The 17,043-nt window shown below is 68.0% G+C and carries 18 protein-coding genes and 2 pseudogenes; 6 read left to right on the top strand and 14 right to left on the bottom strand.

Annotated elements, in window-relative coordinates; all coding sequences use genetic code 11:
* Positions 1-61: 61 nt before the first annotated feature.
* Positions 62-625, bottom strand: coding sequence for a TetR/AcrR family transcriptional regulator (locus tag ACZ41I_RS15150; protein ID WP_363219743.1), 564 nt, complete (start codon positions 623-625; stop codon positions 62-64).
* Between the two features lie 140 nt (positions 626-765).
* On the opposite strand from ACZ41I_RS15150, the gene ACZ41I_RS15145 reads away from it, so the two are divergent.
* Both ACZ41I_RS15145 and ACZ41I_RS15140 read left to right on the top strand, forming a co-directional pair.
* The gene (locus tag ACZ41I_RS15145; RefSeq protein ID WP_468323233.1) at positions 766-1,338 is read left to right on the top strand and encodes a carboxymuconolactone decarboxylase family protein; all 573 of its coding nucleotides are present in this window, start codon (positions 766-768) and stop codon (positions 1,336-1,338) included.
* Complete coding sequence (locus tag ACZ41I_RS15140) at positions 1,335-1,562, top strand: hypothetical protein (protein ID WP_468323235.1); 228 nt, start codon at positions 1,335-1,337, stop codon at positions 1,560-1,562. Before ACZ41I_RS15145 ends, ACZ41I_RS15140 begins: the two co-directional genes overlap by 4 nt.
* 266 nt (positions 1,563-1,828) lie before the next feature.
* Here the strand turns inward: ACZ41I_RS15140 and ACZ41I_RS15135 are convergent, their stop codons facing one another.
* From ACZ41I_RS15135 to ACZ41I_RS15115, 5 genes are all read right to left on the bottom strand, one after another.
* Positions 1,829-2,383: a hypothetical protein gene (locus ACZ41I_RS15135; protein WP_468514291.1), complete on the bottom strand. Its 555-nt coding sequence runs from the start codon at positions 2,381-2,383 to the stop codon at positions 1,829-1,831.
* A 246-nt stretch (positions 2,384-2,629) separates the two neighbouring features.
* Entirely contained in the window at positions 2,630-3,166 is a 537-nt protein-coding gene (locus ACZ41I_RS15130) for a GNAT family N-acetyltransferase (RefSeq protein WP_468514290.1), read from the bottom strand.
* 307 nt (positions 3,167-3,473) lie between these two features.
* The gene (locus tag ACZ41I_RS15125) at positions 3,474-4,436 is read right to left on the bottom strand and encodes a phosphotransferase family protein (protein WP_468514289.1); all 963 of its coding nucleotides are present in this window, start codon (positions 4,434-4,436) and stop codon (positions 3,474-3,476) included.
* Positions 4,437-4,448: 12 nt separating this feature from the next.
* The gene (locus ACZ41I_RS15120; RefSeq protein ID WP_468514288.1) at positions 4,449-4,790 is read right to left on the bottom strand and encodes a hypothetical protein; all 342 of its coding nucleotides are present in this window, start codon (positions 4,788-4,790) and stop codon (positions 4,449-4,451) included.
* A 625-nt stretch (positions 4,791-5,415) separates the two neighbouring features.
* Positions 5,416-6,684 carry a hypothetical protein gene (locus tag ACZ41I_RS15115; protein ID WP_468514287.1) on the bottom strand — a complete coding sequence of 423 codons (1,269 nt, stop codon included), beginning with the start codon at positions 6,682-6,684 and terminating at the stop codon, positions 5,416-5,418.
* A 192-nt stretch (positions 6,685-6,876) separates the two neighbouring features.
* Between ACZ41I_RS15115 and ACZ41I_RS15110 the strand changes: the two genes are divergently transcribed.
* The 3 genes and pseudogenes from ACZ41I_RS15110 (at position 6,877) to ACZ41I_RS15100 (ending at position 8,923) form a co-directional block, all read left to right on the top strand.
* Positions 6,877-7,488: a Tat pathway signal protein gene (locus ACZ41I_RS15110; RefSeq protein ID WP_399768005.1), complete on the top strand. Its 612-nt coding sequence runs from the start codon at positions 6,877-6,879 to the stop codon at positions 7,486-7,488.
* 218 nt (positions 7,489-7,706) lie between these two features.
* Positions 7,707-7,949 (top strand): annotated as a pseudogene (locus ACZ41I_RS15105) (transposase); the annotation flags it as partial.
* Positions 7,950-8,188: 239 nt separating this feature from the next.
* A complete protein-coding gene (locus tag ACZ41I_RS15100; RefSeq protein WP_468514286.1) occupies positions 8,189-8,923 on the top strand; it encodes a dienelactone hydrolase family protein in 735 nt (244 codons plus the stop codon).
* Between the two features lie 245 nt (positions 8,924-9,168).
* Here the strand turns inward: ACZ41I_RS15100 and ACZ41I_RS15095 are convergent, their stop codons facing one another.
* From ACZ41I_RS15095 to ACZ41I_RS15080, 4 genes are all read right to left on the bottom strand, one after another.
* Positions 9,169-9,963: a hypothetical protein gene (locus tag ACZ41I_RS15095; protein WP_468514285.1), complete on the bottom strand. Its 795-nt coding sequence runs from the start codon at positions 9,961-9,963 to the stop codon at positions 9,169-9,171.
* 105 nt (positions 9,964-10,068) lie between these two features.
* Entirely contained in the window at positions 10,069-10,194 is a 126-nt protein-coding gene (locus tag ACZ41I_RS15090; protein WP_399767996.1) for a hypothetical protein, read from the bottom strand.
* A 2-nt stretch (positions 10,195-10,196) separates the two neighbouring features.
* Positions 10,197-10,997 carry a hypothetical protein gene (locus ACZ41I_RS15085; RefSeq protein ID WP_468514284.1) on the bottom strand — a complete coding sequence of 267 codons (801 nt, stop codon included), beginning with the start codon at positions 10,995-10,997 and terminating at the stop codon, positions 10,197-10,199.
* Between the two features lie 356 nt (positions 10,998-11,353).
* Complete coding sequence (locus ACZ41I_RS15080) at positions 11,354-11,806, bottom strand: hypothetical protein (protein WP_468514283.1); 453 nt, start codon at positions 11,804-11,806, stop codon at positions 11,354-11,356.
* A gap of 368 nt (positions 11,807-12,174) precedes the next feature.
* Here ACZ41I_RS15080 and ACZ41I_RS15075 point away from each other — a divergent pair, with 368 nt between their 5' ends.
* Positions 12,175-12,708, top strand: a complete 534-nt coding sequence (locus ACZ41I_RS15075) for a transglycosylase SLT domain-containing protein (RefSeq protein ID WP_468323264.1) — start codon at positions 12,175-12,177, stop codon at positions 12,706-12,708.
* A 455-nt stretch (positions 12,709-13,163) separates the two neighbouring features.
* Here ACZ41I_RS15075 and ACZ41I_RS15070 read toward each other — a convergent pair whose 3' ends face one another.
* The 4 genes and pseudogenes from ACZ41I_RS15070 to ACZ41I_RS15055 form a co-directional block, all read right to left on the bottom strand.
* Positions 13,164-14,879: a serine/threonine-protein kinase gene (locus ACZ41I_RS15070; protein ID WP_468323267.1), complete on the bottom strand. Its 1,716-nt coding sequence runs from the start codon at positions 14,877-14,879 to the stop codon at positions 13,164-13,166.
* 521 nt (positions 14,880-15,400) lie between these two features.
* A complete protein-coding gene (locus ACZ41I_RS15065; protein ID WP_468514282.1) occupies positions 15,401-15,700 on the bottom strand; it encodes an antibiotic biosynthesis monooxygenase family protein in 300 nt (99 codons plus the stop codon).
* Positions 15,701-16,206: 506 nt separating this feature from the next.
* Positions 16,207-16,410, bottom strand: a pseudogene (locus ACZ41I_RS15060) (carboxylesterase family protein); the annotation flags it as partial.
* Between the two features lie 28 nt (positions 16,411-16,438).
* Positions 16,439-16,807, bottom strand: coding sequence for a VOC family protein (locus tag ACZ41I_RS15055; protein ID WP_399767978.1), 369 nt, complete (start codon positions 16,805-16,807; stop codon positions 16,439-16,441).
* Positions 16,808-17,043 lie beyond the last annotated feature (236 nt).

Raw genomic sequence — 17,043 nt, 5'->3', positions numbered from 1 at the left:
TTCCCACCGGCCGAGGCCGGCAGCATCATCGCGCGCCGGGGCGCCAAAGGGGTCGGCGGCGTCAGTCCCGCTCTGCCGCGAGAACCGACGCCGCGATCCGGCGCGCCCGCAGCGCCGGCTCCACCGTGCCCTCGCGCACCGCTGTCACGATCGCGCCGTCGATCAGCAGTACCAGCTGGTCGGCCAGCGCGGCGTGCTCGGCGTACCCGGCGTCGGCCAGGAGTTGGTCCAAGTAGTCGACCACCTTGCGCTTGTGCGCCGCGGCCACTTGGTGCGCGGCGCTGTCGCGGTCGGCGGCCTCGACCATCGTGTTGATGAAGGCACAGCCCCGGAAGTCCTGGCGGGCGAACCGCTCCGCCAACGCGTCGAAGACCGCAAGCGGCCGCTGCTCGGGCGGCAGCTCACGGGCCTCCACCGATTCCCGCAGCCACTGGCGCCAGCGCATGTCCCGGCCCTGGATCACGGCCACCACCAGCTCGTCCTTGCTCGCGAAGTGCCGGTAGAAGGAGGCGCGGCCGACGCCGGAGACACTCAGGATGCGGTCGACGCCGACGGCGCGGATGCCCTCGGCGTAGAAGAGGTCCTCGGCGGCATCGAGGAGGCGGGCTCGAGCTTGGGTTGCCATAGATCGATGGTACCGATCGTTTCCGAATCCGCGGAATCCCCTTGACGCCAGATGGTACCGATCGTTACCGTCTCGGCAACGAGAACGAGAACGATCGGTACCGTTTTAACGGTGCGACCGACACAACGGAGACAGACGCCATGCCGCGCATCCCGCAACTCACCCCGGACACCGCCGAAGCCGACCAGCGTGACCTGCTGGAAGCGACCCACAGACAGCTCGGCAGAGTGCCCAACCTCTACGCCTCGCTCGCCCACGGCCCAGCCGCCCTGCGCGGCTATCTCGCGCTGCGCGACTCGCTGACCCAGGGCGTACTCACTGACCGGCTACGCGAGCAGCTCGCCCTGCTGGTGGCCCAGGAGAACGGCTGCCTCTACTGCGTCTCCGCGCACACTGTGCGCGGCGGCCGACTCCTGAAGATGACCGACCAGGAGTTGCGAGCCACCCGCCGGGCCGAGGACGCGGATCCGCATGCCCAGGCGGTGCTGCAGGTCGCCGCCGCGGTGGTGCGCAGCCATGGCCGGGTGGACGACGAGCTGCTGGCTCAGGCCCGAAAGGAGGGCGTCACGAACGCGGAGTTCGCCGAGATCGTGGCGCACGTCGCGCTCAACACGCTTTCGAACTACTTCAACCACTTGGCCGAGCCCGAACTGGACTTCCCGCCGGTCGCCTCGATGGACGTCCCGTCCACGGATGTGGAGGCGGCGCGATGAACGGGCGGCTCACCTGGCACGAGGATGCGACCGTCGAACTCACCCCGGGTTACACCCTCCTCGATGCCGACGGCGCCCCGGCTGCGCGCCTGACAGCCGTTCGGATCGCGCTGGAAGGCGGCTTCGTCCATGTGGCCGTGCCCGGCGTGAACGATGTACAGGTGCTCTCCGCGCCGGGCATCCGTCGCCTCAGCTACCCCCACCCCGGCCATGAGCTGAGCTGACAAGCATCACGCCGAGCGGCCCCGCTCCCGGCCCGCTGCCCCGCTGCGACCTCCTGGGCCACGATGCGACCTGCCTCATTGAGCTCCCTGACCGGGGGGCGCACGGCGGTACTCGTCGCGACACTGGCGACGGACACCGCGAGGGGCTCCGGGCCGGCTGCCAACTCCTCCGAAAGCGAGTCCTGCTGTCGTGACTCAGGCGGTGCAATCGGACAAGGCTCCAGGAATGTGTGCGAAATCGGGCGAGCCCCGCGTCTGTCCGTGTGCTATCCGAGCCGCGCCCTCCGCCACTCCACTTCATCGGCAGCCATAGGGGCCTGGATGCCGTACACATCGCCGACCCGTAGATTGTCCGGTGTGCTGTACTCGCCGTAGGTGCCTATGACGGAGACGGCCACCTGAGAAGCGGGCTGCCAGAAGGTACGGTAATACGGGGCGTTCGCCGGGATTTCCGGGATCTCCAACAGCGCGACGCCACGCCGCACCAGCAGACGCTGCAGCTTCTCGAACCGAAGCCTGGGAGTGAACCGCCCGTAACGGGCACGAAGCGCGTCGTTGACGAGGCTACGGTCCCGCAACGCGAGCCGGTGCACGTGCAGCGTGAAGTGGTGGCCCGACCAGGGATGGTCGGCGCAGGCGCGGTCCCAGTGGAACTCGGCGAGCCCGTAGTCACGGCACATGCTGCGCTCGCCGAAGGTGTTCTCAGCGAAGTCCGACCCAAGGACCTTGGTGACCTGGTCGGGAGAATCCGCGGGGCCAACGCCGAGCACGGTGCCGGTGGTGACGACGTCCACGTAGAACGCCAGGGAATGCGGAGTCAAAGGCTGGTCCTCGATGGGGCGTGTTCCAAGGTGATGTGAGAGACGTCCCCACGCAGAGTGCACACCTTCCGTGTCCACCTGCAGGGACACTCGGGCCCGGCCGACCCGGCGAAGACCTTACTCCACCCCGGCCACTTCACCACCCCCAGACTCCAACGCCCCACGTCGTGCGCTTCTCCTGAGCACGCATCACGTCGAGCAGTCCCGTCCGCCGCCCAAACCGATGGACAAAGCGGAAGGGGCCCGTCACATCGGGAGGGAGAACAGACGTACCGGCCCTGAAGGCCAGCGCACGTCGTCGCGCAGGGGCGTCACCATGGTCCGCAGCGGCATGGTCACCAGGCGGTTTTCGGGTTGTTCGACAAGCACCTCCTTGTCGAGGGGGTGCCATCCGAGGCGCTGGTACAGCGGCACGAGGGCAGGTCGGCAGAACAGGAGCGCGTGCTGGGACCCCATCGTGCGAGCGTGGTCAAGTGCCGCAGTGACCACGCGCCGGGCCAAGCCCTGGCCCCGCATGTCGGGGGCGACGGCCACTCCGCCGACGCCAACCACCTCTGTCTCGACATCACCGATCGCAACAGGCAGCCGTAGGAGGCCGGCGTGTGCCACAAGCCGGTCGCCGTGTCTGATACCGAAGTGCTCCTTTTTGGGCAGCCAGGTCAAACCGGCCGCGGCAACACCGAAGGGATCAACGCCGTGACCGAGGATCTCGTCCTGGTCTGCCTTCGTGTACCAAGGAAGCCGCACTACAGCCGGTCCTACAGAGGATTGGTTGTCGGACATCCCCACATGATGATCTCTCTTTCGAGGACTGGCCAAATGATCGATCTGCCGATCGCCGGGAGAGGGACTGGTGTGAGGTCAGCTGCCTCGAAGATCCGCTTGACGGTGTGCCGTTGCTCGCGCGGCTCCGGCCAGACGGACTCCATGATTGTAGGCGTCGCGGAGCTGTCGGCCGGGAGCCGGCCCGTACTCGGGGGCGCCCCGGAGCGGGTGTCGCGGGTGTTCGTATGTGCGTTCGGCTCCGTTGCCGGACGTGGCCGCCGGGACCAAAGCGCGCCGCCGGGCCCGCGCCCCAGGCCGCTCTGGTTCAGCCGAGCGTGTCCATCAGGGCGGTGACATAGGCATCCAGCCGCTCCTCGACGGCTCGCGTCGTCAGCCCTGTCCTCCCTGCCTCCCGCCATGCCCGCACCACCGACTGCACTTCTTCCGAGCACGCCAGTCCGTCGCGCACCTGCCAGTACAGCCGCTCGCTCGGGGCCGCGTCGAGCACCCCGCCGGCCTCCTCGTACGCCTCAGGGAACCGCAGACCCCAAGCTGGGCCGTGCAGCAGCGCGAGATTGGTCGAGCAGTGCGCCACATCGAGATCGGCCGGGCCCCAGGAGGTCGCTGCCCAGTCGACGACGCCGGTGATCCGGGCACCTGCCAGCCCTGAGGGCGGCATGCCGAACAGCACGTTGCCGGGTTGGAGGTCCCGGTGCAGGAATCGCCCTTCATAGGGCGGCGCGGGCTTGCGGATCACATCGATTGCCGCGGCCCATGCTGCCGCGTCGGCGCCCTTGGGGACCACGACCGTGTCGGCGGTCGTCAACGCCGCATACTCCCGGGGCCGTACAGCGGGTCGCAGCGCGTGGATCTCCACAAGTTGCCGAGCCAGCAGAGGAAGGCGCGTCTCCAATCCCTCATCGTCGAGGACCGGCCGGCCCGCCAAATGTGTCATCAGCAACGACGGATACTCGCAATGCGCGGCGGTCGGATCAACCGCGACCAGTCCAGGAGCCGGCACGCCGCTCCCCGCCAGCAGGGTCAGGGCGCCGGCCTCCCTGCTCAGCCAGTCCTCGGCGCGCTCCCCGTAGAACGGGTCGACGAAAGACCGCAGCACCAGGTCACGGGTTCCTCCGTCCCGCGTGCCGATGGTCAGCCTCCGCATTTCGGCAGTGCTTCCGCCGTACAGCACCTCAGTTCTGACGATACGTTCACCGACCTCCAGGTGCCGGCTCACCCAAGCCAGCGTCAATGGGGGGACGGCCACCGCCTCGTCCTGGTTGGTCACCGTGGCACCTCATCATCCGGGCGGCGGCACGCGCAAAAACTTTCCTTGGAGGCGATGGCGCACTTCGCATCCGGAGCGTCCGCAGAGCTGCCGTTTGATCCTCTTGATGCAGTTCACGGCGCCTTCCGTAGCGCCGGAGCTCCAGCGCAGGACGAGGCCGGCGGTCACCGCATCGACGTCTCGCAGCAGGTGCGGTGCGAAGTTGGTGAGGCTGGGCAGTGGGCCGGCGTCGACGGCGTCGATCCATGCGGGGAGCGTGGGGCCGAGTCGGTGGGTGAAGATCTCACCGAAATCGCGGACGTGTCCGGCAGCGGCCTCCAGTGCGGGACAGCGGGCCAGGACGTCCTTCGGCACGGCGCGCTCGTCCTCGGTCAGCGTCGCAGGGTGGCGGGTGAGCCGGCCGGTTGCCCGCCGTACGGTCGGCGAAGGAGGCGCCTGCGGCGGCACGGCACGCCTGCGTTGAACCGCTGGGCCCACCGGCCGTCAAGGTCCGGTCCGGCCTGTCCCGGGTCGGCATGCAACGCCTGCTGATGAGGGTTGGCGCTTACAGGCACTCGCGGTGGGCGGCGACGCAGATCTCCAGAGCCCAGCCGATACCCTGCCACAGGTCGAACCGGTCGGCGACCGGGACCGCAGCGGGCGCGCCGAGCCACTCGGCGAACGTACAGCACGGCAGTGCTCACCTTCGGCTGAGGCTCAACGGCCGCAAACGCTGTGACCAAGAAACCATCTGCCGATGCGGACCGATGTCCGGTCCTCCGTTCATCCATCAGACCGACCAGGCCGCAGTCCGGTGCTGACTCCCGAACATGGCCCGCCACTCCAGGGTGGCGGTGCCGATGCCCTGCTCGATGACGCACCTCGACGCCGCGCTCGCACAGGGCTGGCAACGTCGATGTGAATGTTGTCGCAGCAGTCGACGCTTCGCCGAGGAGCTCGACGATCTGATCGTTCGCCAACGCTCAAGGCAGACTGCCGATCAGATCAAGTCAGGCTGCCAGATGACATGATCGGGATAGACGTGCGCGGTAGGGGCCAGCTTGTACGAGCCTGCGTTGGCGTCCTCGGCAATCACCCAGCCCACTCCTTGGTAGGCGATGTAGGTTCCCTCCCGGGGAACCGTGCACTGCGCCGATTCCGTGATGACGGTCCTCCCTGCCGCGATGTCGAGGAGATGAGTACTCGGCGCCTTCGGACATTGGTGGAACTTACTGGCCTGTGCGTACTCCAGGCGGATCTTGACCGTCGTTGCCGTGCTCCCACGGTTGGTGATCTTGAGGGCGAAGGAAACACGTTCTGCTTCGACGCGTGCGCATACTCTCCACGTCACCGCGCCCGGCCCCGCGAACGGGACGCTGCACCGGCTGTCCTCCCCCAGGGTTCCCTTCTCCAGACCCGGTGACTCGGAGGGGACTCTCCCCGGTCCCCCCTGTGCGGAAGAATCCGCGCCGGCCGAAGCCGACGCCTGGGCGCCGGCCCCCTCAGACCTGCCGCCGGTCTTCTTGTCGTCATCGGCTCCCACCACTGCCGTAGCGACGACGACCACCGCGACAGCCGCAGCCACTGCTGTCACGCCCACCAGAGCCTTGATCCAGCCAGGTCGGTCACGCCATGGCCGTTGCCTCCGGCCACGACGAGGGGTACCGGGCGATTCGCCACCTGTGACCAGCGGCGGCCGGGCTGAGGCCTTCTCGCCCACCGCAGCAACGGGCGCGGTGGCCGTCGTGTGGGCAAGCGGCGCCTCGGAAACGGCAGGGGTGTCCTGGCGTTGGCTGACCGCCGACTCGGAAGACCGGGGTGCCTCGCCCGCAGAGGGGTTGGCTTCAGTTTCGGCCGAAGGGCTCGGATTGAGCGCTGCCACAGGCGAATTACGGAAGTGTGCTTGTGCGGCAACTCTCCAACCACTTGGGTACCTGCGCTCCAGCTGGGCCTGCAGGAGATCGATCCTTTCGCCGAGTTGCATCACTCGCCGGGCCTGTACCCCCTGTAACCCCAGGGCTCGAACGATGTCCTGGGACAGGCCCTTGCCTGGCAGAGCCGCACCACCACTGGTGACGATCTTCCGGCCGCTCAGCCACTTGGAGACTCGGCTCGGGTCGACACTCCCCCTCTTGCTCAGCTCGGTGAGCCTGCTTGCGAGCTGTTGCTGCTGCACAGCCGACGCACGGCAGACGTGCTTGACCTCCTTGGCCCACTCATCCAACGCATCACCGAACTCGTCGATCAGTTCTTCGTTCGTGCTACCCAACCCGGTAGATCCTTCCCTCTTGCACGTCGACACCAGATTCCGCAGGTCACAGCGGTGAAAGTTGCACTGCAACATGCACCTCCCTGCCGCGCGTGGCCTCGCTCGATTCCCCTGGGCACCCTCGATTCTGACGGTGCGTCCACCGCGCCGCCGAACTCCGCAACCATCCGTAGAACGAGAGAGGAACAAACCTTGATTCGAACGAAAGTCCGTGTGCGCGGCGCGTCGATGGCCGCTCTGGCCACCGTCGTACTGGGGGTCGCGACAGCGACCATCCCGCCTGCCGAGGCCGAGGCCGCCCCGCTCGGCCGGGCCTGCCTCTTCCTGGACAAGGAGGGTGCGCCTTTCGGCGGCAGGACCTACGGGCACGTGGCCTGGGCGATCCGCGACCCGAAAAACACCAGCCACTGGATCTGGGGCGCCACCGAGAACGCCGAAGGAGACAGCTACACCGCGCCGGGTAAGAACAACGGCAGTTGGATCCAGGGCGGAACCTGGGGGGAAATGCGCGGCGAGACCAAGGGGAAGCGCACGATCGAGCTCGCCCGCTACGACGCCTACCGGTGCATCAACACCGCCGGCGGCGACCTCACGGCCGCGCAGCGCACCTTCACGCAGATGAAGTGGAACGGCTATGCCGTGTTCACCAACAACTGTCTCACCAAGGCGATCGCGATCTTCCGCAAGTACAGCCGGGGCCTGGACAGCGACCACTTGCCCGACGGCTACTCCACGGAGCCCAAGTACTACTTCTACGCGTCGCTGAACGGCGCGCGTGGGTGGGAGAGGGCCCGCGCGTACTGAGCACCACATCTACTACCTCAACCGAACAGAAGGGACTGATCGACATGTGCCAGCGATGCAAGGGCAACGGCAAGTGCACCACCTGCGGCGGCTCCGGATCCCGGGGGCTGTTCACATGCTCCAGTTGCAAGGGCAGCGGCGACTGCAAGGCGTGTGACGGCCGAGGCTGAGAACCGCCGGACTGGGGAGGGCAGGAGCACCCGGCCCCTGCCCTCCCCTCCTGCTCGGCCGCCCACCCCGCGGCGCACGGGCGGTGGCGTGATCACCGACAAGTGATCGACGCGATTGTGTTCAAGTACCGAACCGGGACGCCGTGGATGGACCTGCCCGAACGCTTCGGCTCGTGGAAGGGCGTCCACAACCAGCTGCGGAAGTGGGCGGCCGACGATCGGTGCCTAACGCAGGCCAGCACCGGCGGCATGGCGATCCCAAGGAGAACAGACCGGTTGATGCGGCCCTAATCCCCGAAATCTCGACCACTGACAGGTGTGACTCCGACACCGTGGTGTTCGGCTAGAGAGCCTCCGCAAAACCCGTTGGCGGAACCACGGCAGCCACTGCTACGTTTCCCGAGGCCGTGCAAGACAGCGAGGAGGTGGTACCCGTGAACGTATCGACATGGGTGCTCCCCTCCGGGGTCACGGTCGGGCGATAGGTCGTCCGGGAGCGCCGTTCCATGGCACTCCTGAAAGGCACGACCATGCAATTCACTTCTGAACAGCGCCTCGACGACGCTGTCCTCGAGCGCGAATTCACCCTCGGCGAGATCCCCGGCATCCTGTGGACGCCCCAATCCGCATCCGCACCGGCGCCGCTGATCCTGCTCAGCCCCCCTCCTATCGGGCTGCGCAAGACGTACCCCCGACTGGTGGCCCGGGCCCGGCACTCCGCGGCGGACGGCTTCGCCACGGCCGTCATCGAGCTCCCCGGAAGCGGTGACCGGCCCCGTTGGCCCGCCGCCGAGCAGGCCCTCGCCGACCTGCGCCGGGCTATGGAGGCCGGCGAGCCGGTCAGCGACGAGATCATCGACGCCCTCATCCTCCCCCTGGTCGACAAGGCGGTCCCGGAATGGCAGGCCGCCCTGGACGCCCTCCTGTCGCTGCCCGAGATCGGCGGCCCGGTCGGGTACTCGGGGGGAGTGATCTCCATCGGCGTCCGGCTGGCGGTGGTCGAGCCGCGCATCTCGGCCGCTGTTCTGTTCGCCGGGAGTTTCGTCCCTCGCACCATGTTCGAGGAGGCCCGCCAGGTCACCATTCCTCTGCACGTACTGCTGCAATGGGACGACGAAGGGAACGACCGGCAGGCGGCGCTGGACCTGTTCGACGCCTTCGGCTCCAAGGAGAAGACGCTGCACGCCAATATGGGCGGGCACACCGGCGTCCCGCAGTTCGCGGGGGACGCCGCGGCCCAGTTCTTCACCCGACACCTGAAGTGACGCCGGGCCGTCAGGCCGGCAGCAGACGCTAGCCGTGTCGGCCAGCATGCTGCTCATCCAGGGACAGGTCCCGGCCCTCCTCGGCTCTCTACACCACGGGCCCCTGCCAGACTCTTGGCAGGGGCCCGTGCTGCGCGAAGCGATGAATTGCTCGACGTCTGCAGAGCTTCGAGTGCTGCCCGAACTCACGCGCTGGGCGGCACGGGCTGGGTCCCGGGAGGGCACGACCCAGTGAACCGGTCCGGTCAGCAGCCGATAGTGACCCACTTGTGGACGGGGTAGGTGCGGCTCGTGTCCTCCCTGACGCTCGACAGGATGTCGAGTTCGGCGCCGCTGGGCGGGGCGACCAGCCGGAACGTCACCCAGGCGTCACCGACGGAGTCGGTGACGCCCGACGCTCCTGAGGTGTAGCCCTTCTTGCCGGGAATCCAGTAGTCCACCCACACCGGTTGCCGCGCGAACCAGGATGAGTGGGAGAGGTCGTGCGAGATGTGCACGGTCACGTCCACCGCACGGATGGAGTACGGCCAAGTGCCGACGGTGGTGCACTGCTGGAAGGCGGTGGTGTAGGCGTCGTCGAACCACCACTCCTTGTCGACCCCGGTCGTGTTGTCCCGCGTGCAGTGGAGAAGAGTGCGGGTCAGCGTGGTGCTGTAGTAGGTGCCGTCGGCCCAGGCGACCTCGTAGCTGAGGCTCAGCGTCGCGTCGGCGGGCGGGTTGTCCACCGTGTAGGTGAAGGTGACGTTGCCCCTCGTCGGGTCGAACTGGCCGAAGAGCGTGCCGTATCTGCTGGTGCCGGGGATGGTGTAAACGGCGGTGATCTTGGAGTCGGCGGGGCCGTGTGAGACGGCTTCCAGGTTCAGGGTGACCCGGTCCACGGGTACGGCCGTGGTCGTCTTGCCGCTCCCGGTGGTGTCCATTGCGCAGTGCTGGTCCACATAGGCCGCCACCGGCCCGTCCAGACCGGCGTAGGCGGGCGATGCTCCGGCGGCGGTCAGGCCGATGAGCAGGGCCAGACTCGCGAACAGTGCGCTCAGCACTCTTCGTGTTCTCAGGGCGCTCAATGGCCTTGGCGGTCTTGGTGCTCTCCTGGTCATGTGGTGTCTCCCCCAGGGTCGATGATGTTGTTCGATGTCGGAGCCGGGTCAGCAGGCGATGGTGACCCAGCCGTGCGCGGGTACTGTGGCCAGGTCGAACCTGCCGCTCGCCAGGACGTCGAGTTCGGCACCGGCGAGCGGGGCGAGGAGCCGGAAAGTCAGCGCGGCGCGCACCCTCAGCAGGCGATGGTGGCCCAGGAGTGGCCGGGGAAGGTGCGCGAGCCCGCTTGGCCGCTGGCCAGCACGTCGAGTTCGGCGCCCGTGGTCGGAGCGATGATCACGAACGACAGCGTGGCCTTCCCGTCGGAGTCGAAGACGCCGGAGGCTCCCGACGTGTAGGTCTTCTGGCCGACGATCCAGTAGTCGGCCCAGACCGACCGGCCCGCGTACCACGAGGGCCAGTAGGACGAACCGTGCGCGACGTTCACCGTCACGATGTCCTCGCGGACATAGGCGTGCCTGCCGCCGACGCCGATGTCGACGGTCTCGCACCGCTGGGAGACGCCGGTCACGGTCACGTAGTCGTTCCACGTCGAGGCGTCGGCGTAGGTGGTGTTGTCCAGGGTGCACGGAGCCAGCGGAGCGCTCACGAAGTTGCTGTAGTAGACGCCGAAGTCGTGCCACCACACCTGGTAGGTGACGGTCAGTGTCGCGCCCGGTGGCGGGTTGGACACCGAGAAGTTGAACGTGGCGTTCTTCCTCGCGGTGTCGAACGCGCCGGTGGCGGTTCCGGTCTTGGTGCTGCCGCTGATGGTGTAGAAGGCGGTGATGGTGGAGTTGGCGGGCGCGTAACCGACGGACTCGACGTTGAGCGTGATCCGGTCGACGGGTATCGCGATCGTCATGGGACCGCTGCCGCTGTTCTGCACGGCGCAGTGCTGGTCCAGGTTGGGCGCGACCGGTCCGCCCGGGTCGGCGGAGGCGGGTGACGCCCCAATGGCGGTCAGGCCGATCAGGATGACGAGAGCGGTGGTCACCGCTCTCCAGGATCTCCAGGTCTTCCAGGTTCTTCGGGTCTTCCCGGTTCTTCGGGTCTTTCGGGCCATCGCGGATGCCCCCAGGTCGTTGGTGCCGGACGGTCCTCTCCACTTGCGGCGGCAGAGACGCCTGTACGGCAGCTGCGGTTCCTGGCCCTGTGCAAGGCCGCTCAGTTCCAGCGGAAGGACCAAGTGCGCGCGTGCAGACGAGCCGCTTGGCGTAGGAGACCATCGAGACGGCACACGCCGACTTCGCCGCCCCTCAGCAGCGCGACCGCAACGCCAGGCAATTACTCAGCGCTACACGCCGTCTGGCGGCTCTTCAGCCTGAGCTCACGGGGCCCCACCGGTCTGCTTCAGGTCGCTGCATCCGTGGGTTCGGTAGGAAAACGAGGATGCTGTGCAAGCCGAAGAGCTTCGGCGGTGACATCGGCGTCGACCTGTGCCGGTGTTCTCTCGCCGTATTCGAGGACGTCGTACTCGTCGTCCAGTTCTGCGAGCCGCTCGGCCAGTGGCAGCTCGTGCCCGAAGCGCTGGTGGATCCGGAAGGCCAGCTCGCGTGGCGTCAACTCGCCGGCCAGCATCCGGGCGGCAAGTGCTCGTGCGGCGGCTTCTTGTCCGGCAACACTGCCCACTGAGTAATAGGTGAGGCCCAGTTCGGCGAGTGCCGGGGGAAGGAGGTCGGGGACGTCGTAATCCGCCTCATCGCGTGTGCACGCCGCCAAGATCCGCAGGGCAGGACTGTCCAGTCCGGCGACGAGTGCATCACAGGCAGCAGCGACGACGTCGGTTGCGTGGATCTCGCCCATGCTCCAGAGAACGGCACGGTCCTGAAGCTCGTTCGACGGCGGTTGTGGGTGATCAGCTGGTGCTGGTTCGCGCGGTGCTGCCGGATCTCGGCGGTGCGTCCGACGGTGGTGGGAACGCCGGGATCGCTGAGGAGTGCTGCAAGAACGTCGAGGTGGAGCGGTCGCCCGGCTCGGTGGCCCGGGCACAGCCCACCCGCAGGCGCGGTCCGTCGCGGTGTTCATGTTGTCCTGGCTGTCGATCCAGCGGAGCAGGAGTTCCGCGGGCGGTTCGGGAACGGGGGACGGCGGCTCGCCGAGCGGAGAAGGGCCTGTCACACACGCTCATGAGCTGGATCACACGGGCTCAACTACAGGCAACCATGCGGCACTTGCACGCCATCACCACGGGTGATCTGTTCTCGAAGAAGGGTGTGTTCGTGTTCCGCTCCTCCCTTGATCCCCGGTTCGCCGTCCGTACAGGCGCACTCGCCCTCACCCTCGCCGCCGCCAGTGCTACGCAGGCAGGGACCGCCACGGCGGCTTCGGCGGGGTGCCCGCAGTACGCCTCCACCTTCAAGTCGGCCGCGTCGGCCAACGGAGTCTCCTGGCAACTCCTCTCCGCCATGGCGCGGGTGGAATCCGGCTGCAACCCGTCGGCCCGAGCTGCGGACGGCCGCGTTGGACTGTTCCAGCAGCGCCCAACCGCCGGTGTCGACCTGCGCAGCGCGGCGGGGCAGGCGAAGGCAGCCGCCAAGTTCCTGGCCGGAGCCAAGCGACAGGTGGGCTCCCGGCCCGATCTCCTGGCGGCGTCGTGGAACGCAGGTGTGGCGGCGGTGAAGAGGTACGGCGGAATCCCCCCGTACCGGGAGACCCGCGATTACGTGGCCCGCGTGATGACCGACTACCGAGCCCTCACCCACTAGCCTCGTGCTTTCACCCGGCAGACGTCTGGTGAGTGATCAGCAACGCGAAGAGGGGGCTGGCCGGCCGGCAAGCCGGCCAGGAGCCGGGCAGGCTCCGCGGCCTGTTCCCCGAGGAGCCGGCCGGCACGCGCCGGGCGCCGCCCCTCCTGACGGATGCGACGGAGAGGCGGCACCACCCGCCGGGTGACCGGGTCAGGCCGGGGGTGGGCTGCACAGCGGCGGTCGCCGGCCCATCCCTCCACCGTCGCGCAGTTGCACCCATCGACCTCCGGGTGTTGGGCGGTGATCGCGTCGACCGACGCCGTAGTGGACAGGGGGACGTCGATGGCCCCGGCCCGGGAGGTGTCGAAGCGGATCTCGATCGGCTGCGGGGAGCGGATCCATGTCACCCCTGGCCCCCGTTGCAGCGATCGTCATTGGCTCCGCGGCATCCTCCAAGAGCCATCAGAAACGGCCTAGCTGGTGGCCTTCTTCCAGACTGTGAGCAGGCCCGTGTACCCCGGTGGGTCGAAGGATGTCTCACCTGAGTCGACGATGCTGGTGAGCCGGAGCATGGCGAGGTTCCCCTCGGAGGTGACCGTGCACAGCACATCGCCCTTCTTGAGGGCTTTGCCCTGGTCCAGGGCACTGTTGGGAAGCTCCGAAGGCAGCGGCGCACTGTCGACGGCCTGCCGGCAGGCCTCCGGAGTGGTTCCGGGGCTCTTGGCGGTGGCGGTGCGGAAGGTCAGGTACTGGTAGATGTACTGGATCTCCGCAGCGTCGTCGCCGATCTCACCGGACGGATCCACCTTGGGTTTGTCCAGGTCGACGGTGATCGCCTCACCGGTTCCCGGCGGGCCGATCGTCAACGCACGGTCCTTGAAGAGCGGTTCGTACACCTTCGCCGCCGGGGTCTTCGTGGTGGTCGGGGAGGAAGCCTGGCTCTTGGGCCTGCCCTGCTTGCTCGGGCTGGTGATCGGCGCCCCGTGGCCCCCGGCCTTCGCCTTGCCCTGGTCGGTGTCCCCGTAGAACGACCACGCCGCGCCGACCGCGGCAGCGACCACTGCGGCGCCGACCGTGAGATACACACGGCGCCGCTTGCCGACGCCGGCCCCGGACGTGGCGGATGCGTGCTCCGAGAGCGCGGCCGCGGGCGGCGGGGTGCTGGGGCGGGGCGGGGCGGACTGGGTTGGGGCCTGGTGCAGCGGATTGTCGGACCGCGTGGGTACGTACGTGGCGGCCGAGCGGTGCTGCTCGGCAGTCTCCTGGTCCAGGAGGCGGTGTATGGCCCGGCTCCGTTCGTCGACTGCCGCAGCCAGCGGGGCCGGGAGCCAGTCTTCGAAGTCGCGGGAGGACCGGCCGGAGGCCCGCTCGCACAGCTCCGCGAGTTCAGCGGGCGTCGGACGGGCCGCAGGGGCCGCTGTCAGGCAGCGCTCCAGGAGCGGGCGGAGCACCTCTGGGTAGCTTGACAGGTCCGGCGGGCGCTGGGCGGTGTTGGCTATCTGCGTGGCGACGGTGAGCGCTCCGCCGGAACCGTAGGGATGCCGGCCAGTGGCGGCGACGGCGGCGATGAGACCCAGCGAGAACACGTCGCTCGCCGGGGTGACTTCGCCGCCCGTGCCCTGCTCGGGGGACATGAACTGCGGGGTGCCGATGAAGCCGCCACTGCGCGTCAGACGGGTGGATTCGGCGGCCCGGGCGATGCCGAAGTCGATGACCCACGGCCCGTCCGCGCCGAGGAGGATATTGCCCGGTTTGAGGTCGCGGTGCACCACTCCCGCCGCGTGCACCGCGTCCAAGGCACGGGCGACGCAGGCGACGAGTTGGAGTGTGGCGGCCATGGGCAGCGGACCATGGAGGTCGACGGCCTCGTCGAGGGAGACTCCGGGCACGTACGCGGAGGCGAGCCAGGGCTGTTCGCCATCCGTGTCATGGTCCACCACCGGCACCAGGTGGTACCCGCGGACCTGCTGAGCCGCCCGGACCTCCTGCTGGAACCGGCGCCGGAACTCGCTGTCGCTCGCGTACTCCCGCCGGATCATCTTGAGGGCGACGGGCTGGTTGCCCCGGGTGCGGGAAAGGTACACGGACCCCATGCCGCCCTCCCCGATCCGGGCCAGCAGCGGGTAACCGGCCAGTTCCCGCGGTTCCTGTGACGTCAGCGGGCGAAAGACACCTTCGGTTCCCGTCATGGAACGGAATCCACCCCCGTAATGCAGCGGTCGTCGTGCCGCACCTCTCGTGGATGCGGCCCTGTTCAAGATCAGCATCGTAGCTGCGGGCCGCAGCCGCCCGGCGACCACGCCCGCTGATACAGCAGGCTCCGCAGTCACGGCCGGGCCTGTGACAACCCAGTGGGCTCTTGTCCGCTGCCTTGGCGCCCAGCCAACGTACGACTGTCAGGGATATGCCGCATGCCCGGGCAGTTGCGACCCTCGATCAACCACCCGCTGTCCGGTGCGGCGCCTGGTCATCGGCCGCTGGCCAGCCCCTCCAGCGGTTGTAAATCATGAACCGGATAAGCGTCGCGCCCCGTTGGGCGAGTAGTCGACCATGCCCTGACCGAGGCCGGCACCACCCTGCTCATCCCGATCCGCCCCGGGGCGTCTGGGCAGCGGCTTACGGAGACGGTGTGCTGGCGGCACAGGAGTGCTTCCACCGGCGCCAACGCGTGTCGGACGGTCCAGCCGGATGACGACCCGTCGGACAGGCCCTAGTCGCGGGGTTCTGCGAGAAGGTCGTCCACCACATGACATCGAATGGTGGGGAGGTGTTCAGCGATCGCCTCGCTCATCATGGCTTCGCCTTCGGGGTCGACGTCCGGGCACCCCTCGCGAGTGGCGGCGTCCGGCCACCGCGCGTACGCCACCCAGGTGCCGTCATCGGCCTGATGCAGACGCGATCCGTAACTGCCGCAGTGCTGGTGCATCGCCTGTGTCACACGATGCCAGCCGGCTGCGAACTGCTCTTCCTTGCCTTCGCGCACACGCCACCGGTAGATCACTGCAAACATGACACGACCTCCCCCGACACCCCACGCTTCCGGAATCCGGTGGGCGTGCCCTGCACACCCCTCACATTCCAGAGGAGAACTGTACATACGAGCATGGCCGGTGGGGGCCATCTCGGTGCTATCGGGGAGCGGCGCGGTTCAGGATCAACAGTTCGGCGAAGTCGCGGGCCGTCGTCAGGCCGAGAAAACGGGTGACGGTACGGCTTGCGGCATCACCGAAGGCGAACGGGACGTCGATGCCGTGGGCGGTCCTGCATGGGCGTGGCGACACGGATGGTCGGCATCAGGACGAGCGCGTCGGACAGCATCACCGTGAAGCGTAACCATGTGGTTGCCGAGACCGATCCCCTCGGCAACCAGCCTGAGGTCCACTCCATCGGCAGGGACTGAGCCCTGGTCCCGGTACTCCTCGTGAGTGGAACCCGCAGACGAGATCGACATCGCGCCTGCGGTCCGCGTGATCGTGGCGGTGACCGTCTCGGCCTCGGTTCGGGCGCGGGCCCCGCTGGGACGCTCTGGGCGATCGCCCACCGGAACAGGTCCTGAGCTGCCGGTGCGGCCATGAGAAGGACATCGGAGGCAGCCCCGGCAGACTGGCCGAAGACGGTCACGTTGCCACTGTCGCCGCCGAACGCGGGGATGTTGTCCCGGACCCATCGAAGGGCGGCGACCTGGTCGTGCAGCCCACGGTTGTCTACCGCAGGCAACCCACGAACAGCACAAGCACCCGGAACAGCGTTACTGAGCCGGGATCGGCTGGGTAAGGTTCACCGGGTTGCCGTCGGGGTCCTGGATGTGGGCGACGCGCTGTCCCCACGGCATGTCGTTGGGGCCGCTGCGGACCGAGCCGCCCAGCGCCTCCACCCGGCCGAGCGTCTCATCGACGTCGTCGACACCGATGCTCAGCAGGATCCGCGACGCCTCCCGGTCCCCCGGGTTCGCCTTGGCCACCAGCCCGAGGTCGGTGTCGCCGATGCGCAAGCCGAGGTAGAAGACCGGGCCTTCCTCCGGCACCCGGAAGATCTCCTCCGCGCCGAACAATTTCCTATAGAAGCCGAGCAGGACGTCGTGGTGGGCAGTCAAGATCACTGGCTGGATGGTGGACATAGCACTCCTGTCGAGAACGGTCGTGTCGCTGGGTAGACCGTTCGAGGACGGTGAACTCATCGGCGAAGCCGCCTTGCCAGACAGTGCTCCAGTGACCTCGTCGGCGGCCGTGAGGGTGGCATGAGGGCCGCCTCCAACAGGGCGTGTTCCCTAAGTGTCTGCAGTGTCTGCGGTGTTGCCGGTTCGGGGTGCGCCGTCGCATCAGCCAGAAATAGTAGCCATGGATATAGTAGCCA

The sequence above is a fragment of the Streptomyces sp. NPDC030799 genome (assembly GCF_055572255.1).
Note: the sequence above shows the minus strand (reverse complement) of the source record. Positions and strands in the feature narration are given on the sequence as shown.